The organism is Chromobacterium sp. INPA-IVC, from assembly GCF_059047085.1.
This window is the reverse complement of the sequence record NZ_JBTNLS010000011.1, coordinates 21,359-46,345: the sequence shown is the minus strand read 5'-3', so window position 1 is coordinate 46,345 and position 24,987 is coordinate 21,359. Positions and strand designations below refer to the sequence as shown.

At 65.8% G+C, this 24,987-nt stretch carries 22 protein-coding genes; 12 read left to right on the top strand and 10 right to left on the bottom strand.

The window, feature by feature from the left end:
* Positions 1–2 precede the first annotated feature (2 nt).
* The 3 genes from efeB to ACX17K_RS20085 are packed head-to-tail and all read right to left on the bottom strand — an operon-like array spanning position 3 to position 3,946.
* Complete coding sequence (gene efeB / locus ACX17K_RS20095; protein ID WP_493776151.1) at positions 3–1,301, bottom strand: iron uptake transporter deferrochelatase/peroxidase subunit; 1,299 nt, start codon at positions 1,299–1,301, stop codon at positions 3–5.
* Entirely contained in the window at positions 1,298–2,419 is a 1,122-nt protein-coding gene (locus ACX17K_RS20090) for an NHL repeat-containing protein (RefSeq protein ID WP_493776150.1), read from the bottom strand. Before ACX17K_RS20090 ends, efeB begins: the two co-directional genes overlap by 4 nt.
* Positions 2,420–2,452: 33 nt before the next feature.
* Positions 2,453–3,946 (bottom strand): carbohydrate porin, encoded by a 1,494-nt coding sequence (locus tag ACX17K_RS20085; RefSeq protein ID WP_493776149.1) that lies wholly within the window; start codon positions 3,944–3,946, stop codon positions 2,453–2,455.
* Between the two features lie 408 nt (positions 3,947–4,354).
* Here ACX17K_RS20085 and ACX17K_RS20080 point away from each other — a divergent pair, with 408 nt between their 5' ends.
* The 9 genes from ACX17K_RS20080 to ACX17K_RS20040 all read left to right on the top strand — a co-directional run bounded on the left by ACX17K_RS20080 (position 4,355) and on the right by ACX17K_RS20040 (position 14,782).
* The gene (locus ACX17K_RS20080; RefSeq protein WP_493776148.1) at positions 4,355–5,569 is read left to right on the top strand and encodes an aspartate aminotransferase family protein; all 1,215 of its coding nucleotides are present in this window, start codon (positions 4,355–4,357) and stop codon (positions 5,567–5,569) included.
* 141 nt (positions 5,570–5,710) lie between these two features.
* The gene (gene aruF / locus ACX17K_RS20075; protein WP_493776147.1) at positions 5,711–6,730 is read left to right on the top strand and encodes an arginine/ornithine succinyltransferase subunit alpha; all 1,020 of its coding nucleotides are present in this window, start codon (positions 5,711–5,713) and stop codon (positions 6,728–6,730) included.
* A 12-nt stretch (positions 6,731–6,742) separates the two neighbouring features.
* Positions 6,743–7,789, top strand: coding sequence for an arginine N-succinyltransferase (gene astA / locus ACX17K_RS20070; protein ID WP_221665093.1), 1,047 nt, complete (start codon positions 6,743–6,745; stop codon positions 7,787–7,789).
* On the top strand, positions 7,786–9,246 hold the full coding sequence (astD, locus tag ACX17K_RS20065; RefSeq protein WP_493776146.1) for a succinylglutamate-semialdehyde dehydrogenase: 1,461 nt from the start codon (positions 7,786–7,788) through the stop codon (positions 9,244–9,246). The genes astA and astD overlap by 4 nt, the downstream gene beginning before the upstream one ends.
* A gap of 10 nt (positions 9,247–9,256) precedes the next feature.
* Positions 9,257–10,603, top strand: a complete 1,347-nt coding sequence (gene astB, locus ACX17K_RS20060) for an N-succinylarginine dihydrolase (RefSeq protein ID WP_493776145.1) — start codon at positions 9,257–9,259, stop codon at positions 10,601–10,603.
* A 661-nt stretch (positions 10,604–11,264) separates the two neighbouring features.
* On the top strand, positions 11,265–12,194 hold the full coding sequence (locus tag ACX17K_RS20055; protein ID WP_493776144.1) for a branched-chain amino acid ABC transporter permease: 930 nt from the start codon (positions 11,265–11,267) through the stop codon (positions 12,192–12,194).
* A 16-nt stretch (positions 12,195–12,210) separates the two neighbouring features.
* Positions 12,211–13,302, top strand: coding sequence for an ABC transporter permease subunit (locus tag ACX17K_RS20050; RefSeq protein ID WP_493776143.1), 1,092 nt, complete (start codon positions 12,211–12,213; stop codon positions 13,300–13,302).
* Between the two features lie 2 nt (positions 13,303–13,304).
* Positions 13,305–14,075, top strand: a complete 771-nt coding sequence (locus ACX17K_RS20045) for an ABC transporter ATP-binding protein (RefSeq protein WP_493776142.1) — start codon at positions 13,305–13,307, stop codon at positions 14,073–14,075.
* On the top strand, positions 14,072–14,782 hold the full coding sequence (locus ACX17K_RS20040) for an ABC transporter ATP-binding protein (RefSeq protein WP_493776141.1): 711 nt from the start codon (positions 14,072–14,074) through the stop codon (positions 14,780–14,782). The genes ACX17K_RS20045 and ACX17K_RS20040 overlap by 4 nt, the downstream gene beginning before the upstream one ends.
* Before the next feature lie 121 nt (positions 14,783–14,903).
* On the opposite strand, the gene ACX17K_RS20035 is transcribed toward ACX17K_RS20040, so the two are convergent.
* The gene (locus ACX17K_RS20035; protein WP_493776140.1) at positions 14,904–15,620 is read right to left on the bottom strand and encodes a substrate-binding periplasmic protein; all 717 of its coding nucleotides are present in this window, start codon (positions 15,618–15,620) and stop codon (positions 14,904–14,906) included.
* A gap of 445 nt (positions 15,621–16,065) precedes the next feature.
* Between ACX17K_RS20035 and ACX17K_RS20030 the strand changes: the two genes are divergently transcribed.
* Entirely contained in the window at positions 16,066–16,836 is a 771-nt protein-coding gene (locus tag ACX17K_RS20030; protein WP_021478330.1) for a substrate-binding periplasmic protein, read from the top strand.
* Positions 16,837–16,889: 53 nt separating this feature from the next.
* On the top strand, positions 16,890–17,648 hold the full coding sequence (locus ACX17K_RS20025) for a YdcF family protein (RefSeq protein WP_493776139.1): 759 nt from the start codon (positions 16,890–16,892) through the stop codon (positions 17,646–17,648).
* 122 nt (positions 17,649–17,770) lie between these two features.
* Here the strand turns inward: ACX17K_RS20025 and ACX17K_RS20020 are convergent, their stop codons facing one another.
* Together ACX17K_RS20020 and ACX17K_RS20015 are read right to left on the bottom strand one after the other, a co-directional pair.
* Positions 17,771–18,031: a hypothetical protein gene (locus ACX17K_RS20020; protein ID WP_493776138.1), complete on the bottom strand. Its 261-nt coding sequence runs from the start codon at positions 18,029–18,031 to the stop codon at positions 17,771–17,773.
* Between the two features lie 203 nt (positions 18,032–18,234).
* The gene (locus tag ACX17K_RS20015; protein ID WP_493776137.1) at positions 18,235–19,359 is read right to left on the bottom strand and encodes a multidrug effflux MFS transporter; all 1,125 of its coding nucleotides are present in this window, start codon (positions 19,357–19,359) and stop codon (positions 18,235–18,237) included.
* Between the two features lie 95 nt (positions 19,360–19,454).
* Between ACX17K_RS20015 and ACX17K_RS20010 the strand changes: the two genes are divergently transcribed.
* The gene (locus ACX17K_RS20010) at positions 19,455–20,219 is read left to right on the top strand and encodes an AraC family transcriptional regulator (protein WP_046168464.1); all 765 of its coding nucleotides are present in this window, start codon (positions 19,455–19,457) and stop codon (positions 20,217–20,219) included.
* Here the strand turns inward: ACX17K_RS20010 and ACX17K_RS20005 are convergent.
* The 4 genes from ACX17K_RS20005 to ACX17K_RS19990 form a co-directional block, all read right to left on the bottom strand.
* Positions 20,216–20,857, bottom strand: a complete 642-nt coding sequence (locus ACX17K_RS20005) for a hypothetical protein (protein WP_493776136.1) — start codon at positions 20,855–20,857, stop codon at positions 20,216–20,218. The two genes, ACX17K_RS20010 and ACX17K_RS20005, sit on opposite strands and share 4 nt — an antisense overlap.
* A 52-nt stretch (positions 20,858–20,909) precedes the next feature.
* Positions 20,910–22,268 carry an alkaline phosphatase gene (locus ACX17K_RS20000; RefSeq protein WP_493776135.1) on the bottom strand — a complete coding sequence of 453 codons (1,359 nt, stop codon included), beginning with the start codon at positions 22,266–22,268 and terminating at the stop codon, positions 20,910–20,912.
* A 14-nt stretch (positions 22,269–22,282) separates the two neighbouring features.
* Complete coding sequence (locus ACX17K_RS19995; RefSeq protein WP_493776134.1) at positions 22,283–23,743, bottom strand: alkaline phosphatase; 1,461 nt, start codon at positions 23,741–23,743, stop codon at positions 22,283–22,285.
* A gap of 97 nt (positions 23,744–23,840) precedes the next feature.
* On the bottom strand, positions 23,841–24,980 hold the full coding sequence (locus tag ACX17K_RS19990; RefSeq protein WP_493776133.1) for an HD-GYP domain-containing protein: 1,140 nt from the start codon (positions 24,978–24,980) through the stop codon (positions 23,841–23,843).
* Positions 24,981–24,987: the final 7 nt, after the last annotated feature.

The following is a 24,987-nucleotide window of genomic DNA, read 5'->3' as shown; positions in this document are numbered from 1 at the left end:
GATCACTGGCCGGCGAACAGCGTCTCGCCGATATAGCCGCCGGGACGCGCGCCGGGCGGGCAGGCGAAGACGGCGCTGGCCACATGGGTGATGTACTGGTTCATCATGTCCATCGCCGCCAGCTTCTTGTTGATGCGGATGAAGCCGGTGCGCGGGTCGCGCTGGTAGGCGAGGAAGAACAAGCCGGCATCGTATTCGATGCCCTGGCGCCATGGCGGCCAGCGCTCGGCGGTGAAGTTGGCGCCGTCGTTGTACGAGTATGCGCGGCGCAGGATGCGCGCGCCGTCGTTCTCCTGCGGCGAGGCCACGCGGGAGTGGGCGGTGTCCGGGATCACCGGATTGCCGTCCTTGTCCACCGCGTCCAGCTTCAGCGGCTCGAACTCGTGCTTTTGGCCCAGCGGCGCGCCGCTGTCTTTGTAGCGGCCCACCACTTCTTGCTGGAAGCCCAGCTCGGTCTTGTCCCAGTGTTCCAGCGCGATGCGGATGCGGCGCGCCACGAGATAGCTGCCGCCCTTCATCCAGCCGCCTTCGTCGCCGACCCAGATGAACTGGTTCATCAACGCCGGGTCCTTGGGCGACGGATTGTTGGTGCCGTCCTTGAAGCCCATCAGGTTGCGCGGGGTGCCGCCGCCGGGCGCGCCGCTGGCGAAGCCGGTCTGCACCCAGCGCACGTTGGCGACGCCGTCGGCCAGCGCGGCCAGCTGCCGCACCGCGTGGAAGGCCACTTGCGGATCGTCGGCGCAGGCCTGGATCGACAAGTCGCCGCCGCTCTTTTCCGGCACCAGCTGGTCGCCGTTGAACTTGGGCAGGTCCACCAGCGCTTCCGGCCGGCGCGCGGCCAGGCCGTAGCGATCCACGCCGTTCTTGCTGAACAGGCCGGGGCCGAAGCCGAAGGTGATCGTCAACCGCGCGGTGGCGAGGCCGACCGCTTCGCCGGAGTCCAGCGGCGCCTTGTCGGCCTGGCCGCTCAACGCGCGCGCCGGCTGGCCGCGGGTCAGCCGGCCGGCGGCGTCGGTCCAGGCTTTCAAGAGCGCGATCACGTCGTCGCGCTTGGCGGTGTCGGCCAGGTTGAAGGCGGCGAAATAGCTGTTCTGCTGCTGCGGGGTGAGGATGCCGCCTTGGTGCGGGCCGTAGAACGGTTCCTGGTCCTTCGGGACTGGCGGCTTGACGGCCTTGGCATGGCCGGCCGCCGCCCGGGCGATGCCCGGCGCGCCGCCCAGCCAGCCGGCCAGCGCCAGCGCGCCGCCTCCGGCTAGGAATCCCCGCCGGGACGGCTGCTTCGGAGCTTGGCTATCGCTCATTTCGCCAGCACCAGATTATTGTTGTCGTCGGTGACGTAGTAGAAGCCGTCGCCCTCCGGCGTCAAGGCGATGCCGAACAAGTCGCCGTTGCCCGGCGGGGTCTGCGCCTTGTTGGCGTCTATCCATCGCGCGCCCAGTTGGTCGCCATTGGCCGGGTCGATCTCCACCACCTTGCCGTTGGAGCCGTTGGTGGCCAACAGGTGGCCCTGCGGCGTGGCGGTCAGCGCCAGCGGACGCAGCAGCAGGCCGTCGTGGGTCAGCGTGCGGCCGACGCCGGCGCTGGTGGTGCGGGTGGCGGCGTCCCAGATTTCGCTGATGCGGTTGCCCAGCGCGTCGGACACGTAGAGCTTGTCGTCCTTGCCGTAGACCAGGCCGGTGGGGCCGACCAGGAACACGCCCTTGTCGGCCTGTTCGCCGAAGCCGCTGGCGACGACGGTGCGATTGGCGATCTTTGGCGGTTTGCCGGCCGGGATTTCCAGATCCAACCGAAGCACGGTGGCCTGGTTGATCACCGGCGGCGTGCCTTTGGCGCTGCCGACGCCGAAGCCAGCGTTGCTGACGAACAGCGTGGCTTTGTCGCCGTTGTCGATCACCGCCATATTGCCCCAGGGGTCGTTGATGTCCGGGCCGGACCACACGTCCACCAGCTTGCCTTCGGTGTCCAGCACCATCAGGCAGCCGGCGCCCTTGGTGTCGGTGGTGCCGTCGTTGCTGGGCGTGCTGCCGACGATGACCCAGCCGCTCTTCAGCACCGTCATCGCGGTGGACAGGCCGACCCCGCCCGGGCACTGCGCCAGCGTGCGCGGTATTTCCGCGAACAGCGTCAGGTTCTTGCTGTCCGGGTGGTAGTTGACGATGGTGCTGCCCATGCCTTGCAGGTTGGCGGCGTTGTTGAAGTTGTCCACCAGCACGTCGCCGGCCTTGATCTTGCCCGAGGTGATGGGCGAGACGACGATGGCGTACGGGTTCTGGTCGCCGTTGTCCGGCACGGTGTTGGTCAATACGGTATGGCGCTTGATGCCGGCCAGGAAGGCGTCGCCGGCGTGGGCGCCGCCTGCCAGCGCCAGCAGGGCGGCTGCGGCGGCGAGCAGCTTGCGCTGCGGAAATTCCAGTTTCATCGTTGCATTCTCCAATGGGGCAGAGGCCCGCGCTCAGAAGGTGATGTTGGTCTTCAGGCCCACCACCCAGCTGTTGGGGATGCGCTGGGTCTGAGTCGGATCATTCGGCGACACCACGCCCGCGCCGACGTTGCGCACGTACTGCACGTCGGCCTGCCACTGCCACCACGGGGTCAATTGATAGATATAGGTGGCCTCGACCTGGGTTTCATCGCTGCGCACCGGATAGGCCAGGTTGCCGTTGGCGATGCCGGTGTCGGCGTCGTTGCCGGCGGCGTGGTTGCCCACCTTGACGTAGCCGAAAGCCAGGCCGACGGTGTCGTTGTCGCGGCCGGCGAACGGCGCGGTCAGCGTCACGCCGGCGTTGGCGGAGAAACTGACCAGGTTGCGGTCGCCGGGCGCGCCCATCAGGCGGGTGAACACGTTCAGCGTCTGCGTGCTGTCCTCCGCCGGCCGCCACACGGTCTGGTCGGCCACCGCGTAAACGCTGTAGTTGCCGCTGTGCAGCTGAGGGTTGGCCAGGTTGAGCGCCAGCGGCTGGCCGTTGACGTCCCAGCGGGTATCGGCGGTTTTCTGGTTCAGATACCAGAAGCCGATCTTGTAGGTGCCGGGCAGGCCGCCGATGCCGTTCAGCGGGCGCGGAGTTTCCAGCGCGCCGTTGGACGGCAGGTTGCGGCCATACTGCAGCTCGCCGATGAACAGCGTGCCGCCGTGGCGGCTGAAGGTGGTGCCGTGCTTGTTCAGCTGCTGCGGGTCGTCCGGATTCTGGCTGACGTCGCGGGTGGGGTCGCCGGCGAAGGCGCCGCCCAGCCAGGTGAGGTTGTCGCCTATCTTGCCGCGCAGCCGCACGCCCAGGCCGGACAACGGGTAGGCCGGGCCGCCGGCCGGCAGGTCGGCGGACGGCACTGCCGGCCAGCCGAACATGGTGCCGATGAAGGCGCCGCCGTATTGGGTGACCATGAATTCCTGGTCCAGGCTCTGCTGGCCGATCTTCACGTCCAGCCGCTCGCCGTTCAGCTGCTGCTGGAACCAGGCCTCCCACAGCCGGGTGGCGCGGTCGGCCTCGATGCCGCTGGCGCTCTGGATGCTGCCGACGTGGTCGGCGCTGAACGGCTTGCCGTGGATGTCCAGCACGCTGACGTTGAAGCTGCCGCCGTTCCACCAGCCTGCGCGTTGGGTGTCCAGGCCCAGCGTCAGCGTGGAGAGGCCCTGATAGGCGCCGCCGTATTGCGTGCCGCCGCTGACGTTGCGCAGGTATTCGCTGCTTTCCGTCAGGCCCAGGGTGACGCCGTTGCGGCCTAGCGCGGAGCGCAGGCCGCCCATGTCGCCCAGCAGGGTGGAGCGGTTCCACCAGCCGGTCCACTGGCTGTCGGGCTTGGCCTTGATCGCCTGGTCGGCTTCGGGCAGGTCGGCGGGATTGACGTCGGCGTCGGCGTTGTCGGTGGCGCGGGCCAGGCCGGCCAGCAGCAGGCTGGAGGCTACGGCGCAGGCCAGCAGCCGGCGGCGGGGTGGTGCGTATCGTTTCACAGTGTCACATCTCCCTAAGAGGGGTTCCATTGCATCCTGAATTAATGCGTATCGTTCTCGTTATTCGGCCGGAGCGCGCCGGCCGCGAAGCCATGACCGTCGCCGTTGTACGGCAGTGGACTGTTTCAGCATAGAAAAACGAAAATCATTCTCAATGGTTGACTGCATTTCTTGATTTTTTTGTCAGACAGCCATCGGGGCGGCGGATGAGGGGCAAGAGCGGCATAAAAAATGGATATTGCTGATTGTCAAACATGAAACCATGTTTTAACGAATGCTTTTTGTACGGCGGTGTCGCAAACAGGATAGTGACTTCTCGTCCGCTTCCTTTAGAATCGATCGAGCATGTAAAAACAGCCGCGCGGAAAAAGCGTTGGCGCACGACAGAACAAGGAAGGAAAACCATCAATGAGCAATTCGGTAACCCGCGCTGATTTCGACCAGGTCATGGTGCCCAACTACGGCCCGGCCGGTTTCATCCCGGTTCGCGGCGAAGGCTCCCGCGTTTGGGACCAGGACGGCCGCGAATTCGTCGATCTGGCCGGCGGCATCGCCGTCAACTCGCTGGGCCACTGCCACCCCGAGCTGGTGTCCGCGCTGACCGAGCAGGCGAACAAGCTGTGGCACGTGTCCAATGTGTTCACCAACGAGCCGGCGCTGAAGCTGGCCAGCCTGCTGGTGGAAAAAACCTTCGCCGAGCGCGTGTTCTTCTGCAACTCCGGCGCCGAGGCCAATGAGGCCGCGTTCAAGCTGGCGCGCAAATACGCTCATGACAACTTCGGCGCGGACAAGAACCAGATCCTGTCCTGCGTCAATTCTTTCCATGGCCGCACGCTGTTCACCGTCAGCGTAGGCGGCCAGCCCAAGTACACCGAAGGCTTCGGCCCGGTGCCGGGCGGCATCGGCCACTTCGAATTCAACGATATCGAGTCGCTGAAGGCGGCCATCTCCGACAAGACCTGCGCGGTGGTGATCGAGCCCATCCAGGGTGAAAGCGGCGTGCTGCCGGCCGATCCGGAATTCCTCAAGGCCGCGCGCGAGCTGTGCGATGCGCACAACGCGCTGCTGATCTTCGACGAAGTGCAAAGCGGCATGGGCCGCACCGGCGCGCTGTACGCCTACCAGCAATACGGCGTGACCCCTGACATCCTGTCCTCCGCCAAGGGCATCGGCGGCGGCTTCCCGATCGGCGCGATGCTGACCACCGAGAAAGTGGCCAAGAGCTTCGGCATCGGCAGCCACGGCTCCACCTACGGCGGCAATCCGCTGGCCTGTGCGGTGGCCCACAAGGTGGTGTCCATCGTCAGCTCTCCCGAGGTGCTCGCCGGCGTCGAGGCGCGCCATAACCGCCTGGCGGCCGGCCTGGAGGCGATCAACGCCAAATACAATGTGTTCAAGCTGGTGCGCGGCAAGGGGCTGTTGATCGGCTGCGTGCTGACTGACGAATACAACGGCCGCGCGCGTGAATTCCTGAAGGCCGCCGAGAAGCAGCAGCTGATGATTCTGGTGGCGGGCCTGAGCGTGCTGCGCCTGGCGCCGTCGCTGGTGATCAGCGATGCCGACATCGACGAGGGCCTGAAGCGCCTCGACGCCGCCATCGCCGATCTGCAGTCCGCCAAGTAAGCCAGGCAAGGCCAGCCGGGCGGCAGCGCCGTCCGGCCCTCTAGACCCAGACTCAACCGCCACGACCCCGCTTCGGCCGGGTCGCGGCTGCGGCTGCGCCCGCGATACGCGCGGCCGCCCCCAACCCAGGGAGGTAGTCCCATGTTTACCGTGCGTCCCGTCCGCACCTCGGACCTGCCGGCGATCGAGCGGCTGGCCCAGGCCAGCGGCATCGGCGTGACCAGCTTGCCGAGCAACCGCGAGAAGCTGTTCGAACGCATCCAGCAATCGGTCAGCGCCTTCGAGCACGAAGCCACCGGCGAAGCCAGCCGCGACTACTATATGTTCGCGCTGGAGCAGGGCGGCGCGGTGGTGGGCACCGCGTCGATCTGCGCGTCGGCCGGCTTCGACGAGCCGTTCTACAGCTACCGCAGCGAAACCGCCGTCCACGCCTCCCGCGCGCTGAAGGTCAACAACCGCGTCCACGTGCTCAACATCTGCCACGATCTGACCGGCACCGTGCAGCTGTGCGGCTTCTTTGTCGACAGCGGGCTGGAGGCCATCGCCGCCGAGCTGATGTCGCGCGCCCGGCTGCTGTTCATCGCCGGCGAGCGCGAGCGCTTCGGCCGCCGCATCATCGCCGAGATGCAGGGCGTGCATGACGACGCCGGCCAGTCGCCGTTCTGGAACGCCATCGGCCGCCGCTTCTTCAACCTGGATTTCCTGCAGGTGGAGCAGGCCTTCGTCAGCCACAGCAAGACCTTCATCGCCGAGCTGATGCCCAGCTACCCGATCTACGTGCCGCTGCTGCCCGACGAGGCGCAGCAGGCCATCGGCCAGATCCACCCGCACTTCGAGCGCGTTTGCCAATTGCTGTGCAAGGAAGGCTTCGAGGCCGACAACTATCTGGACATCTTCGACGGCGGCGCGGTGCTGACCGCCGAGCTGGATCGCCTGAAGACGGTGGAGCACAGCCGGGCTTACCCGGTGGAAATCCAGGCCAGCCTGCCGGCGCAGGCCAGCCTGCAGTTGGTCAGCAACCAGCGCCTGGCCGGTTTCGCCGCCACCGCCGCCCGTGTGGCGGTGGTGGACGGCGTGGCCTTCATCAATCCCGACGCGGCCAAGGCGCTGGGCGTATCCAGCGGCGACAGGGTGCGCGTCGCCGGTTTGCAGCAAGACTAAGGAGGCCTGGCCATGATGTTTATCCGTCCCGTTGAACACAAGGACCTGCCGGGCTTGATGGAGCTGGCCAGGAGCGCCGCCAGCGGCGGCGTGGGCCTGACCTCGCTGCCGATCAACGAAGACCGGCTGCAGAAGCGCATCGCCCGCTCGGTGTTGTCTTTCTCCGGCGAGCTGGACCGCGCCGACCACGGCTACGTTTTCGTGCTGGAGGATTCGGAAAACGGCAAGGTGGCCGGCATCTGCGCGGTGGAAGCCGCCGTCGGCCTGAAGGAGCCCTGGTACAACTATCGCATCGGCACCATCGTCCACGCGTCGGAAGAGCTGGGCGTGTACAGCCGCCATGAGACCTTGTTCCTGTCCAACGACCATACCGGCTATTCCGAGCTGTGCACGCTGTATCTGCACCCGGATTACCGCGTCAAGCGCAACGGCGGCCTGCTGTCCAAGAGCCGCTTCCTGTTCCTGGCGCAGTTCCCGCAGCTGTTCGGCAAGATGGTGGTGGCCGAGATGCGCGGCGTGTCCGACGAAACCGGCCGCTCGCCGTTCTGGGAGGCGTTGGGCCGCCACTTCTTCTCCATCGATTTCGCCGAGGCCGACTACCTGACCGGCATCGGCCAGAAGGCCTTCGTCGCCGAGCTGATGCCCAAACATCCGGTCTACGTCGACTTTCTGGAGCCGGAGGCGCAGGCGGTGATCGGCCTCACCCACGAGGCCACCCGCCCGGCGGTGGCGATGCTGGAGTCGGAAGGTTTCCGCTACGAGGGCTATGTCGACATCTTCGATGCCGGCCCGACCGTCCAGGCCTACACCGGCGACATCCGCGCGGTGAAGGAAAGCCAGCGCCTGCCGGCGCGCGTCGTCGATCCGCTGCCGGATGGCGACAAGGAATGCTACCTGGTCTGCAACGACGCCTTGCAGGACTACCGCGCGGTGCTGGTGGAGTCGGCTCGGCCGCAGGGCGAATTCTGCCTGACGCCGGAACTGGCGCGGGCGCTCAAGATTAAAGACGGCGATCACGTCCGCTGCGTGACGCTGACGCCGAAGGAGGCAGCGCAATGAGCAGTCTGTTCATCGATGGCAAGTGGCTGGCCGGCGACGGCGAGTCCATGGCCAAGACCAATCCGGCCGACAACGCGCCTCTGTGGCAGGGCCGCGCAGCCAGCGGCGCCCAGGTGGATGCCGCCGTGCGCGCCGCCCGCGCCGCCTTCCCGGCCTGGGCCCGCATCGGCGTCGACGCGCGTGCCGCCGTGGTGCGCCGCTTCGGCGAGCTGCTGACCGAACGCAAGGCCGAGCTGGCCCGCGTCATCGCCCAGGAAACCGGCAAGCCGCTGTGGGAAGCGACCACCGAAGTGACCACCATGGTCGGCAAGATCGACATCTCGCTGAAGGCGCTGGCCGAACGCACCGGCGAGCGCGCCGCGGCGATGGGCGACGCCCAGGCGGTGCTGCGCCACAAGCCCCACGGCGTGGTGGCGGTGTTCGGTCCGTACAACTTCCCCGGCCACCTGCCCAACGGCCACATCGTGCCGGCGCTGCTGGCCGGCAACGCGGTGATCTTCAAGCCGTCGGAGCTGACGCCGTGGACCGCCGAGGCAACCGTCAAGCTGTGGGCTGAGGCCGGCTTGCCGGCCGGTATCATCGGCCTGGTCCAGGGCGCCAAGGACACCGGCGTGGCGCTGGCCGGCCATGAGGGCCTGGACGGTCTGTTCTTCACCGGCAGCTCCGCCACCGGCGCGCTGCTGCACAAGCAGTTTTCCGGCCGCCCGGACAAGATCCTGGCGCTGGAAATGGGCGGCAACAATCCGCTGATCGTAGGTGAGGTGGCCGACGTCGACGGCGCGGTGCACCATGTGATCCAGTCCGCCTTCGTCTCCGCCGGCCAGCGCTGCACCTGCGCGCGTCGCCTGCTTGTGCCGCAGGGCCAGTGGGGCGACGCCTTCATCGCCCGCCTGGTCGAGGTGGCCGGCAAGCTGCGCGTCGGCAAGTTCGACGCCGAGCCGGCGCCGTTCCTGGGCGCGGTGATCTCCAACGCCGCCGCCGACGCGCTGCTCAAGGCGCAGGACGCGCTGCTCGCCGCCGGCGGCAAGCCGCTGCTGACGATGCGCCGCGTGGAAGAGGGCGCGGCGATGTTGACGCCGGGCATCATCGACACCACGGCCGTCGTCCGTCCGGACGAGGAATTCTTCGGCCCGCTGCTGCAAGTGATCCGCTACGCCGATTTCGACGAGGCCATCGCCATCGCCAACGATACCCGCTTCGGCCTGGCCGGCGGCGTGCTGTCCGACAGCCGCGAGCTGTACGACCGCTATTGGCTGGAATCGCGCGCGGGCGTGGTCAACTGGAACAAGCCCTTGACCGGCGCCTCCAGCGCCGCGCCGTTCGGCGGCATCGGCGCGTCCGGCAATCACCGCCCCAGCGCCTACTACGCGGCCGATTACTGCGCCTACCCGGTGGCGTCCTTGGAATGCGACAGCCTGGCGCTGCCGGCGCAGCTGTCGCCCGGCATCGTGCTGTGAGGGGAAGACGATGAACGCGTATGAAGTGAATTTCGACGGACTGGTCGGCCCGACGCACAACTACAGCGGCCTGTCCTTCGGCAATGTCGCCTCCACCAGCAACGTCAGCGCGGCGTCCAACCCCAAGTTGGCGGCCAAGCAGGGCCTGCAGAAGATGAAGGCGCTGCATGACCTGGGCTTCAAGCAAGGCGTGCTGGCGCCGCAGGAGCGGCCCGATGTGGCGTCCTTGCGCCGGCTGGGCTTCGCCGGCAGCGACGCCGAGGTGATCGCCCGCGCGGCCAAGGAGGCGCCGGCGATGCTGGCGGCGGCGACGTCCGCGTCCAGCATGTGGACGGCCAACGCGGCCACGGTCAGCCCGTCGGCCGACACCGCCGACGGACGCGTGCATTTCACGCCGGCCAATTTGAACAACAAATTCCACCGCTCGATCGAGCATCCGACCACCGGCCGCGTGCTGCGGGCGATGTTCGCCGACGAGGCGCGCTTCGCTGTGCATGAGGCGCTGCCGGCGCAGATGCACTTCGGCGACGAGGGCGCGGCCAACCACACCCGCTTCTGCGCTGGCTACGGCCAAGCGGGCGTCGAGTTCTTCGTGTTCGGCGCGGCGGCTTTCGACATGCGCTACCCGAAGCCGGCCAAGTTTCCGGCGCGGCAGACGCTGGAGGCCAGCCAGGCGGTGGCCAGGCTGCACGGCCTGGCCGAGGCCGGCGTGGTGTACGCGCAGCAGGACCCGGACACCATCGACGCCGGCGTGTTCCACAACGACGTGATCTCGGTCGGCAACGGCGAGGTGCTGTTCCACCATCAGCAGGCCTTCCTCAACCAGGCCGACGTGCTGGACGAGATCGCCCGCAAGCTGGCGGCCCGCGGCGGCCGCTTCACCGCCATCGAGGTGCCGCGCGCCGAGGTGACGGTGGAGGAGGCGGTGAAGAGCTATCTGTTCAACAGCCAGCTGCTGTCCAAGCCTAACGGCAAGATGCTGATCGTGGTGCCGGAAGAGTGCCGCAACAGCGAGCGAGTGTGGAGCTATCTGCAAAAGCTCATCGCCGGCGGCGGACCGATCGACGAGGTCAGGGCGTTCGACCTGAAACAGAGCATGCAGAACGGCGGCGGCCCGGCCTGCCTGCGCTTGCGCGTGGCGTTGACCGAGGCCGAGCTGGCGGCGGTGAATCCCCGTGTGCTGATGAGCGACGCGCTGTTCGCGACGCTCAACGACTGGGTGGACCGCCACTACCGCGACCGGCTGGCGCCCGAGGATCTGGCCGATCCGCAGCTGCTGGCCGAATGCCGCGGCGCGCTGGACGAACTGACCCGCATCCTGGGCCTGGGCAGCGTCTATCCTTTCCAGCTGGCTTGAGCCGCGCTTTACGCATCGCAACCCGCCCCGGCAGCGCCGGCGCGGGTTTTTTCTCGTCCGCGGATTTAGCGGCTGTTAACAAATTGCTTGCCGGCTATTCCAAATGCGGGACTATGGTGAGAATTGGCATGGATGTTGCATATTTGAATCGACGCCGGCAGGAAGTCGCAGAGGGGCGAGCTGTTTCGCAAGAAATTTTCTGTTTGCCGGCGACGGCGGGAAAATGGATAGCAAGTGGTACTGTAGATTGTATGCAAATGAATGATGCTCATGCATGTATGTTCGCAATGGGTGCACGGAACGCGAGGAGCCTGTTCGAATGTGAATAAAAAGAATGGCAAATATGACCGAAATGTAAAATCGGCGGTAAAAGGGAAAGAGTTTTGCCAAGTAGGGTCTATAGTAAATTTCCACATGAAGAAAATGATAAAAATCCTTTTGAAATCAAATGGATAAATTGATTTTAAAAGACTGTTTCATGGCCTGTTTTTGAGACGACTATTCGCAATTGACAGTCGATTGGATACATGGTGATAATCGGTTCGCCTGTCGGACAGAAGCCAAAGAAATGGCGCGTCCCAGGCGGTAAAACAGGCAGCAGTCAATAAGAGGAGACATCCCGCAAAGCTGCCGGGTAGACAATCAGAGGAGATCTCCAAACGTGGACATTTTTCTGCAGCAAATCCTGAACGGACTCGTTCTGGGCAGCATCTATGCGCTGATCGCGCTGGGCTACACCATGGTGTACGGCATCATGGGCCTGATCAACTTCGCCCATGGCGAAGTGGTGATGTTCGGCGCCATGGTCACCATCACCGTCATCACCACCCTGATGGGCATGGGCATCAACCTTCCGGGGCCGGCGCTGGTGCTGATCGGCCTGCTGGTGGCCATTCCGGCCTGCATGCTGCTCGGCTTCACCATCGAGCGCATCGCCTACCGCCCGTTGCGGGGCAAGCAGCGCCTGGCGCCGCTGATCACCGCCATCGGCGTATCCATCGTGCTGCAACAGGTCGCCATCCTGATCTGGGGCCGCAATTACATCCCCTTCCCGCAGATTCTGGACCATGACGTGGTGACCATCTTCGGCGCCAGCATCACCAAGCTGCAGATCGTGATCATCGTGATGTGCCTGGCCATCATGGCCGGCCTGCTGCTGATGGTGGAGAGGACCAAGCTTGGCCGCGCGATGCGCGCCACCAGCCAGAACCCGGCCGTGGCCGGCCTGATGGGGGTCAACGTCAACACCATCATTTCCACCACCTTCGTCATCGGCTCCGGTCTGGGCGCAATCGCCGGCGTGATGGTGGCCACCAACTACGAGCAGGCCCACTACTACATGGGCTTCATGATCGGCCTGAAGGCGTTCACCGCCGCGGTGCTGGGCGGCATCGGCAATCTGGGCGGCGCGGTGGCCGGCGGCCTTCTGCTGGGCATCATCGAAAGCCTGGGCGCCGGCTACATCGGCACGCTGACCGGCGGCTTCCTCGGCTCCAACTACCAGGACATCATCGCCTTCATGGTGCTGATCGCGGTGTTGATCTTCCGTCCGTCCGGCTTGCTGGGCGAAAAAATGGCCGACCGCGCCTGATCCGGAGGAGAGAGACATGGATCTGAACCATCTGAGCACCGGCAAGAAAATGGCGGTCTTCGCCGCCTGCGCCGTCCTCCTCGCCGTGCTGCCTTTTCTGGTCGGCGGCACGCTGGGCAATTCCTGGGTGCGCATCATCGACTTCGCGCTGCTGTACGTGATGCTGGCGCTGGGCCTGAATATCGTGGTGGGTTTCGCCGGCCTGCTGGACCTGGGCTTCATCGCCTTCTACGCGATCGGCGCGTATACCTACGCGCTGTTGAGCTCGCCGCACTTCGACATCCATTGGCTGTTCTTCCTGACCATCCCCTTGGGCGCGGCCTGCGCCTCGCTGGGCGGGGTGTTGCTGGGCACGCCGGTGCTGAAGCTGAAGGGCGACTACCTGGCCATCGTGACCCTGGGTTTCGGCGAGATCGTGCGCATCTTCATGAACAACCTGAACTCGCCGATCAACATCACCAACGGTCCGCAGGGCATCAACCTGATCGACCCGATCCACATCGGCGGCGCGTCGCTGGGCCAGTCCATCGAGCTGTTCGGCCTGAGCTTCCACAACGTCTACCTGTACTACTACCTGTTCCTGGCGTTGACCGTGCTGGTGGTGATCATGGCCTGGCGCCTGCAGCACTCCCGCATCGGCCGCGCCTGGGTGGCGCTGCGCGAGGACGATATCGCCGCCGCGGCGATGGGCATCAATATCCGCAACATCAAGCTGCTGGCCTTCGGCCTGGGCGCCTTGTCCGGCGGCGTGGCCGGCGGCCTGTTCGCCTCCTTCCAGGGCTTCGTGTCGCCGGAGTCGTTCAGCCTGCTTGAGTCCATCATGATCCTGGCCATGATCGTGCTGGGCGGCATGGGCCACATCCCGGGCGTGATTCTGGGCGCGGTGGTGTTGACCATCGCTCCGGAAATCCTGCGCGACGTGATCGGTCCGCTGCAGATGAAGACCGTAGGCCGCATGCTGATCGACCCCGAGAACGCCCGCATGCTGCTGTTCGGCTTGGCGATGGTGGTGATGATGCTGGTCCGTCCGGAAGGGATGTGGCCATCCAAGCGCCGCAAGGCTGAGTTCCAGCACGCCAAAGAAGAAGCGGCTGCGCAGAAAGGTTAATCATGGCTGAAGTTTTGCTGAAAATCGAAGGCATCCATAAGCGTTTCGGCGGTCTGCATGCGCTGAACGATGTGGGTCTGACGATCAACAAGGGTGAGATCTACGGTTTGATCGGTCCGAACGGCGCCGGGAAAACCACCTTGTTCAATGTATTGACCGGCCTGTACGTGCCGGACGAGGGCAAGTTCGCGTTCGACGGCCACGATCTGTTCCAGCAGAAGCCGCACGTGGTGGTGGCCGCCGGCATCGCCCGCACCTTCCAGAACATTCGCCTGTTCGCCGAGATGACGGCGCTGGAGAACGTGATGGTGGGCCGCCACATCCGCTCCAAGGCGGGCGCGCTGGGCGCGGTGCTGCGCGACAAGGGCACGATGGCCGAGGAGCGTTCGATCGAGGCCAAGGCCTGGGAGCTGCTGGAATACGTGGGCATCGCCGACGTGGCCGAGGAGCGCGCCCGCAACCTGTCCTATGGCCACCAGCGCCGTCTGGAGATCGCCCGCGCGCTGGCCACCGAGCCCAAGCTGCTGGCGCTGGACGAGCCGGCCGCCGGCATGAACCCGCGCGAAACCGAAGAGTTGAAGGCCTTGATGAGCAAGATCCGCGACGGCGGCGTCACCGTGCTGCTGATCGAGCACGACGTCAAGCTGATGATGGGTCTGTGCGACCGCATCGCGGTGCTGGATTACGGCAAGAAGATCGCCGAGGGCGTGCCGGAAGAAGTGCGCCGCAATCCGAAAGTGATCGAAGCCTACCTGGGAGCGGCCCACGCATGAGCATTCTGGAAGTCAAAAACCTGCAAGTGGCCTATGGCGGCATTCAGGCGGTCAAGGGGGTCGATTTTCACATCGATCAGGGCGAGCTGGTGACGCTGATCGGCGCCAACGGCGCCGGCAAGACCACCACGCTGAAGACGCTGGTGGGCATGGTGAAGAAGTCCGGCGGCAGCATCGTCTACGACGGCAAGGACGTGGCGTCGATTCCGTCGCATGATTTCGTCCGCCATGGCTTGGCCATGGTACCGGAAGGCCGCGGCGTGTTCGCCAAGCTGACGGTGGAAGAAAACCTGCAGATGGGCGCTTACTACCGCAACGACAAGGCCGCCATCCAGAGCGAGATCGAGCACGTGTACGAGCTGTTCCCGCGCCTGAAGGAGCGCCGCCTGCAGCTGGCCGGCACCCTGTCCGGCGGCGAGCAGCAGATGGTGGCGATGGGGCGGGCGATGCTGTCCAAGCCCAAGCTGCTGCTGCTGGACGAGCCGTCGATGGGCCTCGCGCCCATCATCGTCGAGAAGATCTTCGAGATCATCCAGATGGTGTCCAAGCAGGGCGTGACCATGCTGCTGGTGGAGCAGAACGCCAAGCTGGCGCTGGAGGTGTCGCAGCGCGGCTACGTGATGGAAAGCGGCCGCATCACAATGAGCGGCGACGCCAAGGAACTGCTCAACGACGAACGCGTGCGCAACGCCTATCTGGGCGAATAAGGCGCTTCGCCAGCCCGCGTTGCCCATCCCCCTCCGGCTTGCCGGCGGGGGATTTTTGTTTTCGAAGCCGGGGTCCCTGGAATCCGCTATCCGCGCGGTGGATTCGGCATCGCAATACTATCTAGATATTTGCCTGTTTCAGCATCTTGTCCAGCGTGCCGTCCTGCCGCATCGCATCCAGTCCGCGGTTGAAGTCCTGGATGCGTTTTGCCGCCTGCGGCTGCCGCTTGGCGATGCCCAGGCGCATCGGGTAGACGACGACGGCGGGCGGCAGCCACTCCAGCTTGGGCGCGAGAGCGGCCAGATTGCCGTCCAGCAGGTAATTGGCGACGCCGCGGTCTATCAGCGCCAGGTCGATGTGATGCGCGGCCAGCTTGGCTAGATTGCTGGCGTCGCTCAGCGTTTCGTCGGTTTTCAGCCGGGCGGCGTCGAAGGTCTCGGAATTGGCGTAGCCGCGCACGATGCCTATGGTGTAAGGCTTGAGGTCGGCCAGCGCACGGTAGCGGATGCCGTCGTCGCGGCGCTTGAAGAAGCCGATGTGGTTGTCGAGGAAGGCTTGGGTGAACAGGAAGGCGCGTTGCCGCTCCGGCGTGACCCACAGCCCGACGATGCCGTCCAGATGGCTGTCGCGCGCCTCGCTGACCGCGCGGGCCCAAGGCAGGTAAATGGTTTTGGCGGAATAGCCGGCGCGGCGGAAGGCTTCGCGGACGATGGCCACCGCCACGCCGCCGTTCGCCATGTGCGACGACATATAGGGCGGATATTCGGAGGCGGCCAGCGTCAGGCTATCGGCGCTTCGCGCAGAGCCGGCTAGGAGGGATAGGGAAACCACAAGCATGAGCGTGTATTTCCAGCTGGCCATCGCCTCCCTCCATGGTTGCCGCCGCGCAAGCGGCTTGGTCTGCGTGATTCGAGTATAACGACAAACCATGGAAGCGCGCGCCGGGCCAGAGGGCCTTGCATGGCGCGCGCGAGCGGTATCCGCCCGGCATCGCGACGGCCTGCGGCGGCGGACGGGCATGCTGTCCGGCTGGCTGTCGGCAACCAGGCGGACACGGGGCCAAGCCCATGATTTTTTGCGGATGGCCAGGCACGGCGCGCCGGCGTTTGTATCGATCCTCCCTGGCCGCGACAGCGGCATGGCCCTCGCTCGGGTGTGGCGGCCGCGCACATGATCAAATGCTGATGTTTGCTGGCGGCCGGAGCCGCGCATCCGTTGCGGATTGAGTAAAGAGCCTTCCTTCGCTAAATTCAAGACATACCCTCCTATCGCGCAGACCGCCATGAGCCGCTTCCGCCTGCTGTTCGCCGCGCTGTCCACCGTATTGGCGCTATCGGCGAAGGCTGGCGGATTGCCTGCGCTGGACATCCTGACCGAAGATGATCCGCCGCTCACTTTCAGCCAGAACGGCAAGCCCGCCGGACTGGTGGTCGAGGTGGTGCAGGAGATCCAGCGCCGTGTCGGCAGCCATGATCCCATTACCGTCATGCCCTGGGCGCGGGGCTACCGGCTGGCGCAAACCCAGGAAAACACGGCGCTGTTCAACACCAACCGGATTGCCGAGCGCGAGCGTCTGTTCAAATGGGTGGGGCCGGTCACCACCACGCTCGGCAGCTTCTTCGTCCGGCGCGACAGCAAGCTCAAGCTGGTTTCGCTGGACGATGCCAGAAAGCTCGGCCAGATTCTGGTGGTGCGCGACTGGTATCTGCAGCTGATGTTGTCGGCGCAGGGGTTTTCCAATCTGAACGCCATCGTCACGCCCAATCAGATGGTGTCGATGCTGATGCATGGCCGGGCAGACGTCATCGCCAGCGAGAACACCACCATGCCCACGCAGCTGAAGCAGCTGGGCTATCAACCCGCCGACGTGCGCAAGGCCTACACCTTCATTCATACTTCGGGCTATATCGCGTTTTCGCCCAAGACTTCCGATGCGGTGGTCAGGGCCTGGCAGCAGGCGCTGGACGATATGAAGCGGGATGGCAGCTTCGCCGCCATCTATCGCCGCTGGCTGCCCGGCGAGCCTGTACCGGGGCTGACCGGCGAAAAATAATGCAAGGCGCGCCCGCGGCGCGGGACGCCGTTCGATTTCGACAAGGGAAAACCATGTTCAGCCAAACCGTTTTTTGGCACGGCCTGCTGGGGGCCTTGCTGCTGCCGCCGGTGCTCAATCTGCTGCCCATCGTCGCCGGCGGGATGCTGATTCGGCGCTGGCAGCATGTCGGCCGGCTATTGCTGGCCTTCGGCGTGGCGCTGACTTATCTGCTGTCGATTCCGCAGACGGTGGTGTGGCTGGCGCAGGGCGTGGAGCGCTATCCGCCCATCCGTCCGGCTGATTTATCGGCGGTGGACGCCATCGTGGTGCTGGGCGGCGGCAAGCGGGCAGGACCGGAATTCGGCGGCAACGCGCCCAGCGGCGACACGCTGGCGAGGCTGCGCTACGCCGCCTATCTTGCGCGGAATAGCGGCAAGCCGGTGCTGGTGACCGGCGGCGCGCCCTTGGGCGGCGAACCCGAGGGAGCGGTGATGGCGCGCGCGCTGCGCGACGATTATGGCATCCGCGCGCGCTGGGTGGAGGACCGTTCCGACACGACGCTGGACAACGCGCGCTTGTCTGCGGCGATGTTGAAGGCGGATGGCGCGACGCGCGTCGCGCTGGTCAGCCAGGGCTGGCATCTGGCGCGCGCGGTGCCGTTCTTCCAGCGCCAGGGCCTGCAAGTGCTGCCGGCCCCGACTGGCTTCATCCGTTATGAAGGCCCGGCGTTCCGGCGCTACATTCCCAGCGGCAAGGCGATGGAAGAGTGCCATGCCTTGCTGCGCGAATATATCGGTTTGCTTTACTACCGCATGAGGCCCGGCGCCTGAGCTTTCCCGGCAATGGCGGGTCGCCGGCGTAAATGTAAAGGCCTTGCCTGGCGAGGCAAGGCTTTTCCCATTTCAACTCAACAACGATGCAGGGCTGCGGAGGATAGCGTGTTCGGACATTCCTATGATTTGTCCGGCAGCGCCTGTGTAGGGCGGCGTGGGCCGGCAAAGATCTTTACGAAGATGGAAACCAGTATCAGCAGTGTCGCCAGGCCCGGCAGCATCAGCATGCCGCACAGGATGAGGGTGAGCAGGGCTAACAGCGCCAGCCGCCCCCAGCCGACTTCCATCAGCCAATCCACATACAGCCGCCAGTAGATGGCTATCTTGTGGCAGGCGGCGTTGAGGTCCGCCAACGCTTCCGAGTGATTGTGCCGGTTCATGCGATTCTCCTGAGTCTGTGTGTAGCCTGACTTTAGGTTGCCGCTTGGCGCCGCGATACGGGATTGCGACGGAATGCGCCGCGCTGGGCATGGAGTGGCGATAGGCGCGACGAACGGGCGGAGAGCATATGGGCTTTCCGCCCGGGATCCTGGATGCGGCGGCGCTCAGGCCTGGCTTGCGTTTCAGCCGGGGCGCGTTCGAGCTACTTCGGCGACCGGCACAGCAGCGTGGCGGCGGCGCAGACGCTCAGCGCCAGGCCGAGGTTTTGCGCCAGGCCGGCCAGGCCCAGCATCATGCTCAGCAACAGATAATAGCTGAGGCCGAACAAGGCGCCGGCGGCGCCGGCCTGTTCGCGGTAATGGCGCAGCGCCTGGCTCAGCACATTGGGAATGGCGATGCCGAAGGCGATCACCACGCCGGTGACCGGCAGCAGTATCCATGCCGAATCTCCAAGCAGCCAGGCGGCCAGGCCGGACAGCAGCGCCAGCCGGCAGGCGGCCCGCACCAGCTGCGCCGGCTGCCGTCCGCTTCCCAGCAGCCTGCGGTTCAGCAGGCTGCCCAGCAGCGAGGCGGCGGCCAGCGCCGCGCCGGACCCGCCGAACTGGCTGGTACTCCAGCCCTGGCGCTCGAACAGAAACGGCGCCAGGCTGTAGTAGCTGAACAGCATCGCGTTGAACAGCGCCACCAGCATCGCGTTGCGCCACAGTTCGGCGTCGCGCAGCATCCGGCCGGCCAGCCGCGCCATGTCGGGGCGGATCGTTTCGAGCGGGCGGGTTTCCGGCAGCCGCAGCGCCGCCAGCGCCAACAGCGCGAAGGCGAGCAGCAGCAGGGCGGCGAACACGCCTTGGTGGCCGAAATGGCCGGCCAGCCAGCCGCCGCTGACCAGGCCCAGCACCGGGCTCAAGGCCAGCGCCGCGCCCAGCAGCGAGAATACGCGCGCCAGCCGGATCGAGTCGTAGCTGTCGCGCAGCATGGTCTGCACCACCACCGAGCCGGCCGCCGCGCCGAGGGCGGAAATCATCCGCGCCAGCAGCAGGGTGTCGAAATCGGGGGCGGCCAGCGCCAGCGCGCAGCCGGCGCCGTAGCAGGCCAGTCCCAGCAGCATCGCCGGACGGCGGCCCAGCGCGTCGCTGAGCCAGCCCCACAGCGCGACGCCGGCGGCGAAGGCCAGGAAGTAGACCGACAGCGTTTGCGAAGCGCGCGTCTGGCTGACGCCGAAGGCGGAGGCGATGTCGGTCAGCGCCGGGCTGTAAATGGTTTCCACCAGCTGCGGGAAGGTGATCAGCGCCGTCAGCAGCCACAGCGCCGGACGGGTCGTCGTTTTCATTGCTTTTTCCTTTCTTTCTTGACGGCCGCCAGTCTAGAGAAAGGAAGTGTGTCTGATTACAATGATAAGGACTTTATCTATTGAAAATCGGACATATGGCTTTGATTCTGGCCGAACAGAAATTCGACGCCGACGGTTTCGACGCGCCGGTGATAGGCATCGCCGCCGACATGGGCCTGCACGATTCCGGCCGCCACTGCCACCGCCGCCACCAGCTGTTGTTCGCCGCCGCAGGCTGCATCACCATCGAGCTGGCGGACACGCTGTGCCTGCTGCCGCCCAGCCGCGCGGCCTGGATTCCGGCCGGCACCGCGCACCGGGTGCTGATGCGCGGGGTGGTCGCCTACCGTTCGCTGTATTTCGCCGCCGAGCTGCCGTTTCCCGCGCCGCCCTTGCAGGTGGTGGAGGTCAATCCATTATTGCGCGAGGTGATAGAGCGAATGGCGTTCTGGCCGTGGGATTGGCCCGTCGAAAAACAGGCCGGCCTGCTGGCGGTGTTCGGCGAAGAATTGCAGGCGGCGCGGGGGGAGAACTGGCGGCTGCCGTTTCCCACCGACGCCAGGCTGGCGGCTTGGCTGGACAGCGTGCATCGCGGCGAGCTGCCGCCGCGGCTGAACCAGCTGGTGGAGCAGGTGGGGGCCAGCGAGCGCACCATCAGCCGCATCTTCATCCGCGACACCGGCATGAGCTACCAGGCCTGGCGCCAGCAGTGGCGCCTGTTGCGGGCGATGGAGCTGCTGGCCGACGGGACAAGCGCCGGCGAGACGGCGCAGCGGCTGGAGTTCGCCAGCGACAGCGCCTTCATCGCCTTTTTCCGCCAACACACCGGCGAGACGCCGGCGCGTTACGCCCAAGCCTAATCCAGCGTATCCAGGTAGTCGCGCGCCGGCCAGCCGGCGCTGCGCCGCCAGGGAGGGACGAAACCGGCCGGCAGCGGTTGCGGCTCCACGGTGATGGTTTCGCGCTGGCGGCCGTCGGCCGAGCGCAGCGACACCTGCAGCGGCATCTGCCAGCGCTCGCTCCAGCGCAAGGTCTTGCCGGCCTTGCTGTAGACCACGGCGTCCGCGCCGCCGGCTTTCCTGGCGAAGCCGCGCATCTTGGCCATGTCCACCAGCTGGCTGGCTCGCTCCCAGGAGCCGTCGAAGCCGGCGTCGCGCCATTCGCGCGGCTCGACGACGATTCTTTCCTTCTTGGCCGCATGGATGAATTCCACTTTCAGCTCGCCCTTGGCGTCGCGCCAGACGTGGCGCGGGGCGGCGGCGAAATCCAGGTGCTGGTGGCCGTCGTCGTCGTGGCGGTGCGGCGCGCCGGCGTTCAGACGTTCGCGCCAGGCATGTCCGTTCTGGCGTACCCACCGTTCGCTGTAGCGGATGGTTTTCTCGACGCCGTCGGCGCCCTGGCTGATGGTTTCGTAGCGGACGACGGCCTGCAGATCGGGCGGGGCGGCGAGCGCCTGCTGGGCGGCGAGCGCCAGCGCGGCGAGAGACAAGACTTTCATCGATATCTTTCAAAGCGGAGCGCGCGGCCGGGCGGCCGCGCGCGGGAGGGGATTACAGGCCGAGCGCGGATTTCACCAGGCCGAACACCTTGGTGTTGTCCATCACGCCCTTGAAGCCCTTGCTGCCGGCGCCGCCGGACATCAGCATCACATCGCCGCCGCCGTGGGTTTCGCTGGACAGGCGGATGCCGGTTTCCTGCTGGTAGTCGTCGGCGGTGGCGGCGGCCGAATCCACCGACACGCGGGTCGGCTTGCGATTCGGGCCATTGCCGAACACCAGCGTGGTGTAGACCGCGCCGTCGGCGTCTTTGGCCGGCTGGCCGTCGACATAGCTGCGCGAGATGTCGTGGATGGGGTTGCCGCGTTTGGAGTAGCCGTTGATGGTCATGGTGTGGTCGTGGTCGGCGGTGACGACCACCAGGGTGTTGCTCAGGTCCACCTTGGCCAATGCGGTCTTGATCGCATCGTCGAAGGCGACGGCGTCCACCAGCGCGCGCTTGGCGTTGGTGCCGTGCAGCGCGTGGTCGATGCGGCCGCCTTCCACCATCAGCACGTAGCCGTTGCCGTTCTTGGCCAGCACGTCTATCGCCGCCGCGGTCATCTGCGCCAGGCTGGGCTGGTCCACCTTGTTCTTGACGCGGTCCAGCTCGTATTCCAGGTGGTCCTTGCCGAAGATGCCCACCACGCGGCTGGCGGATTTGGCGTCGAAGGCGGCCAGATCGGCGCCGGTCTGCAGCACTGGATAGCCCTTGGCTGCGAACTCCTGCAACAGGTTGCGGCCGTCGCCGCGCTTGCCGCCGCTGGTCTTGGGCAGCAGGAATTTGCTGCCGCCGCCCATCAGCACGTCGAGGCCGTTGCCCAGCTTGGCGTTGTAGCCGGCGCCGCCGGGCACCGCCTGGGCGATGATGTCGGATTCGGCGTCGCGGTGGCAGACGTGGGAATAGGTGGCGGCCGGGGTGGCGTGGGTGACGCGGGTGGTGGTGACCGCGCCGATGGCCTTGCCTTTGGCCTTGGCCAGCTCCAGCAGCGTGGCGGCCGGCGTGCCGTTATTGCTGCCGCAGTTGCCGGTGCCGTCGCTGTTGGGCTCGATGGCGCGGGTGTCGGACGACATCGAGATCACCTCGTTGTTCATCTTGACGCCGGTCATATAGGCCGACATCGACGGCGCGCTGTCGGTGGTCTGCGCGTCGTTGGAGAAGGTCTTGATGCGCGCGGTGCGATCAAGCTTCTCCATATTGAGCTTGCCGCCCTCGCCGTACTGGTAGATGCGGGCAGCGGTGACGGTGGCCGGCCCCATGCCGTCGCCGAGAAAGAAGATCACGTTCTTGGCCTCGCCGGCGGCGTGGGCGGGGAGAGTTGGCAGCGCGGCCAGCACGGCGGCGGCCAGCAGGGTTTTCATCGCGGTTTTCATTTTATTGTTCTCCATCACAGGCCGGCGGCCTTCTTGACCAGGCCGAACACTTCTATGTTTTCCAGGAAGCCGTGGATGCTGTCGGCGCCCAGGCCGATGGCGCCGATGTAGACATCGGTGCCGCCGTGGGTTTCGCCGCCGGCCGGCATCCGTATCGCCGCTTCCTGGTGGTAGTCGTTGGCCGAGACGGCGTCGTCGGTCAGCGCGGCCGCTGCGTTGCGGGCGCCGGCGACGCGGTTTTCGCCGTTGCCGAAGCCGATGATGGAGTAGGGCATGCCGTCGGCGTCAGTCAGGTTCTTGCCGCTGACGTAATCCTTGGCCAGGCCCAGCACGCCCGGATTGCCCGGCGCGGTCTTGCCGGTGCGCTTGGCGTAGCCGTTCAGCACCAGGGTGTGGTCGTGATCGGCGGTGACGACGATCAGCGTGTTCTTCAGACCGGGGTCTTTCTGCTGCATCGCGCTTATCGCGGCCTGGATGGCCTGATCGAAGGCCACAGTGTCCTGCAGCGCCTTCTTGGCGGTGGTTTCGTGCAGGGCGTGGTCGATGCGGCCGCCTTCCACCATCAGGAACATGCCTTGCTTGCCGCTGCGGTTCGCCAGCAGGTCGATGGCTTTGGTGGTCATCTCCGCCAGGCTGGGCTCCTTGTTCGGGTCGCGGTCAAGGTCGTAGCTCATGTGGCTGCTGGTGAACAGGCCGACGGCGCGCTGGGTCTTGGCCGGATCGATGGCGCTGAACGCGGTTTTGTCGGCGGCGTAGCCGTAGCCCTTGGCCTTCAGTTCCGCCACCAGGTCGCGGCCGTCGGCGCGTTTGCCGCCGGCCGTCTTGGGCAGGAAGAACTGGCGGCCGCCGCCGAATACCACGTCCACGCCGTCCTGCAGCGCGGCGTTGTATTGCGCGCCGCCGGGCACCAGCTGGGCGGCGATGTCGGATTCGGCGTCGCGGTGGCAGACGTGGGAATAGGTGGCGGCCGGGGTGGCGTGGGTGACGCGGGTGGTGGTGACCACGCCGGTGGCGCGGTTGCCGGCCTTGGCCAGCTCCAGCAGCGTGGACACCGGCTTGCCGTTGCCGGCGCCGCAGTTTGACGTCAGGTCGGCGGTCGGCGATTTGGCCACGGTGTCGGTGGACATCGAGATGACTTCGTTGTTCATCTTGACGCCGGTCATGTAGGCCGACATCGACGGCGCGCTGTCGGTGACCTGGGCATCGTTGGAGAAGGTCTTGACGAAGCCGGACTCCGGCAGCGTGTCCATCGTCAGCTGGCCGTCCTCGCCGGCGGCGTAGATGCGGGCGGCGGTGGTGGTGGCGATGCCCATGCCGTCGCCGAGGAAGAAGATGACGTTTTTGGCGGCGGCCGCAGCCGGGGGCTGGGCTTCTGCGTTGTCCTGGGAGCGGGCGGCGCTGCCGCCGCCTCCGCTGCTGCAGGCGGCAAGGACCAGCGCGGCCAGCAGGCCGGCGCCGAGAGTGAAAGTGCGCATCACGGAATACCTTATTTTAGTAAAAATGCGCACAGATGATATTTTTAAGGTATTTCTGCCAAAATACCAAAATATTAAGATTGGATGACGAAGGGGGTCAGCTTTTCCACAGGTGGGCGAGGAAGGACACCCGCACCTTGGCCTCGCTGGCGTGGCAGGGCGCCATGACTTTATGCGCCGGCTTGCTGGTGTCCCGCAGCAGCGGCTCTCCGAAGGGCGGGCCGTCGGCGCGGCGTATCGCCGCCACCAGCGGCTCGCTGGGCTTGGCGCCGGCCGAGATCACCACGCAGATTTCCTCGCTGGCGATGCGCACGAAGCTGCCGGGCGGGTAGATGCCCAGTTCCTTGACCAGCATGGTGATGAAGGCCTGGTCGAACTCGTTGTCCTTGCGCTGGAAGATCTGCCCCAGCGCGGTGGCCGGCAACAGCGCCAGGCGGTAGCGGCGCGGCAGCAGCTTGGCGCAAGTGATGTCAGCCAGATGCAGCATGTGCGCCGGCGGCAGGATCTGTTCCCTGGGCAGGCCGAAGGGGTAGCCGTTGCCGCGCCAGGATTCGTGGTGGGTCTGCACCAGCGTGTGCCACAGCTGGTCTTCCACTCCGGCTTCGCGCAGGATGGCCGAACTCATGATCGGGTGGTCTAGCACCGCCCGGCGCTGGTCGTCATCGAGGCGGGAGGCCTGGCCGAACAGCTCGTTCTGCAATTCCACCTGCGAGATGTTCATCGTCAGCGCCGCGCAGATCAGCGTTTCGCGATGCTTGGGCGGCAGCGTGATGTGGCGGGTGAAGATGGACAGCAGCGCCGCCGCGTGCAGCGAGTGGGCGACGCTGTACTCGGAAAACGGCACCAGGAAGATGGAGGCGATCAGCGCGTCCGGGTATTTCTCAGCCAGCTGGATCAGCGACTGGGCGATCTCCATCACCTTGGCTTCGAAGTTGCGGGTGACCAGCGCATGGTGCAGCACGCTGCGCACGCGCTGTTGCAGGAAAGCGATGTCCTCGAACAGCGATTGCTTCTTGTCGTCGTTCAGATTGGGCTTTTCAGTGGGCTTGGCCTCGGCCTTGGCTTCGGCGAAGCCCAGGCTGACCAGTTTTTGCTTTTGTTCCGGCGTCAGCACGTAATGGCCGCGCTTGAGCAGCAGGAAGCCGCTCTTGGAATAGACGTCCACCGGCAATTCCTTGCCGATGGACAACATCGATGAAGAAACCTTGGTTGGTTTCTTGCCTGAGTCAACGGTCATGTCGATA

What these genes read in the sequence shown, in the direction of transcription:
- aruF (WP_493776147.1), top strand. Translation starts at nt 5,711, where the DNA reads ATGTTTACCGTGCGTCCCGTCCGCACCTCGGACCTGCCGGCGATCGAG.
- ACX17K_RS20035 (WP_493776140.1), bottom strand. Translation starts at nt 15,620, where the DNA reads ATGCTTGTGGTTTCCCTATCCCTCCTAGCCGGCTCTGCGCGAAGCGCC.
- ACX17K_RS20005 (WP_493776136.1), bottom strand. Translation starts at nt 20,857, where the DNA reads ATGAAAGTCTTGTCTCTCGCCGCGCTGGCGCTCGCCGCCCAGCAGGCG.
- astB (WP_493776145.1), top strand. Translation starts at nt 9,257, where the DNA reads ATGAACGCGTATGAAGTGAATTTCGACGGACTGGTCGGCCCGACGCAC.
- ACX17K_RS20080 (WP_493776148.1), top strand. Translation starts at nt 4,355, where the DNA reads ATGAGCAATTCGGTAACCCGCGCTGATTTCGACCAGGTCATGGTGCCC.
- astD (WP_493776146.1), top strand. Translation starts at nt 7,786, where the DNA reads ATGAGCAGTCTGTTCATCGATGGCAAGTGGCTGGCCGGCGACGGCGAG.
- astA (WP_221665093.1), top strand. Translation starts at nt 6,743, where the DNA reads ATGATGTTTATCCGTCCCGTTGAACACAAGGACCTGCCGGGCTTGATG.
- ACX17K_RS20025 (WP_493776139.1), top strand. Translation starts at nt 16,890, where the DNA reads ATGTTCAGCCAAACCGTTTTTTGGCACGGCCTGCTGGGGGCCTTGCTG.
- ACX17K_RS20090 (WP_493776150.1), bottom strand. Translation starts at nt 2,419, where the DNA reads ATGAAACTGGAATTTCCGCAGCGCAAGCTGCTCGCCGCCGCAGCCGCC.
- ACX17K_RS19990 (WP_493776133.1), bottom strand. Translation starts at nt 24,980, where the DNA reads ATGACCGTTGACTCAGGCAAGAAACCAACCAAGGTTTCTTCATCGATG.
- ACX17K_RS20040 (WP_493776141.1), top strand. Translation starts at nt 14,072, where the DNA reads ATGAGCATTCTGGAAGTCAAAAACCTGCAAGTGGCCTATGGCGGCATT.
- efeB (WP_493776151.1), bottom strand. Translation starts at nt 1,301, where the DNA reads ATGAGCGATAGCCAAGCTCCGAAGCAGCCGTCCCGGCGGGGATTCCTA.
- ACX17K_RS20010 (WP_046168464.1), top strand. Translation starts at nt 19,455, where the DNA reads ATGGCTTTGATTCTGGCCGAACAGAAATTCGACGCCGACGGTTTCGAC.
- ACX17K_RS20030 (WP_021478330.1), top strand. Translation starts at nt 16,066, where the DNA reads ATGAGCCGCTTCCGCCTGCTGTTCGCCGCGCTGTCCACCGTATTGGCG.
- ACX17K_RS19995 (WP_493776134.1), bottom strand. Translation starts at nt 23,743, where the DNA reads ATGCGCACTTTCACTCTCGGCGCCGGCCTGCTGGCCGCGCTGGTCCTT.
- ACX17K_RS20015 (WP_493776137.1), bottom strand. Translation starts at nt 19,359, where the DNA reads ATGAAAACGACGACCCGTCCGGCGCTGTGGCTGCTGACGGCGCTGATC.
- ACX17K_RS20020 (WP_493776138.1), bottom strand. Translation starts at nt 18,031, where the DNA reads ATGAACCGGCACAATCACTCGGAAGCGTTGGCGGACCTCAACGCCGCC.
- ACX17K_RS20050 (WP_493776143.1), top strand. Translation starts at nt 12,211, where the DNA reads ATGGATCTGAACCATCTGAGCACCGGCAAGAAAATGGCGGTCTTCGCC.
- ACX17K_RS20000 (WP_493776135.1), bottom strand. Translation starts at nt 22,268, where the DNA reads ATGAAAACCGCGATGAAAACCCTGCTGGCCGCCGCCGTGCTGGCCGCG.
- ACX17K_RS20045 (WP_493776142.1), top strand. Translation starts at nt 13,305, where the DNA reads ATGGCTGAAGTTTTGCTGAAAATCGAAGGCATCCATAAGCGTTTCGGC.